Below are 1,154 nucleotides of genomic sequence, written 5' to 3' on the forward strand. Positions count from 1 at the left end.
ATGGCCAAAGAGAAGTTCAACCGTTCGAAGCCGCACTGCAACATCGGCACCATTGGTCACGTTGACCATGGCAAGACGTCGCTGACGGCTGCGATCACGAAGATTCTGGCGGAGTCTGGGGGCGCGACGTTCACGGCGTACGACCAGATCGACAAGGCGCCGGAAGAGAAGGCGCGCGGCATCACGATCTCCACGGCGCACGTGGAGTACGAGACCAACAACCGCCACTACGCGCACGTGGACTGCCCCGGGCACGCCGACTACGTGAAGAACATGATCACGGGCGCGGCGCAGATGGACGGCGCGATCCTGGTCGTGTCGGCGGCCGACGGCCCGATGCCGCAGACCCGCGAGCACATCCTGCTCGCCCGTCAGGTGGGCGTGCCGGCGCTGGTGGTGTTCCTGAACAAGTGCGACATGGTGGACGACGCCGAGCTTCTCGAACTGGTCGAGATGGAGGTGCGCGAGCTCCTGTCGAAGTACGACTTCCCCGGCGACGACATCCCGATCGTGCGCGGCTCGGCGCTGGTTGCGCTCGAGAACGGCGACCCGGCCCTCGGCCGCGACGCGGTGCTGAAGCTGATGGAGGCGGTGGACGCCTACATCCCGCAGCCGGAGCGCCCGATCGACCTGCCGTTCCTGATGCCGATCGAGGACGTGTTCTCGATCTCGGGCCGCGGCACGGTGGTGACCGGCCGCGTGGAGCGCGGCATCGTCAAGGTGGGCGAGGAAGTGGAGATCGTCGGCATCCGTCCGACCATCAAGACGACGGTGACCGGCGTCGAGATGTTCCGCAAGCTTCTGGACCAGGGCCAGGCGGGCGACAATGTCGGCATCCTGCTGCGCGGCACCAAGCGCGAGGACGTGGAGCGCGGCCAGGTGGTGTGCAAGCCGGGTTCGGTGAAGCCGCACACCAAGTTCAAGGCCGAGGCCTACATCCTGACGAAGGAAGAGGGTGGTCGTCACACCCCCTTCTTCACCAACTACCGTCCGCAGTTCTACTTCCGCACGACGGACGTGACCGGCGTGTGCACGCTGCCCGAAGGCACCGAGATGGTGATGCCGGGGGACAACGTGTCCATGGACGTGCACCTGATCGTGCCGATCGCCATGGAGGAGAAGCTGCGCTTCGCCATCCGTGAAGGCGGCCGCAC

The 1,154-nt window shown here is 65.9% G+C and carries 1 protein-coding gene; it reads left to right on the forward strand.

From position 1 onward, the window contains the following. The coding region (tuf, locus tag D9R14_RS22660) for an elongation factor Tu (protein WP_121625937.1) at nt 1-1,154 on the forward strand (1,154 nt) is incomplete at its 3' end.

The sequence above is a fragment of the Xanthobacter tagetidis genome (assembly GCF_003667445.1).
In the GTDB taxonomy this organism is placed as follows: domain Bacteria; phylum Pseudomonadota; class Alphaproteobacteria; order Rhizobiales; family Xanthobacteraceae; genus Xanthobacter; species Xanthobacter tagetidis.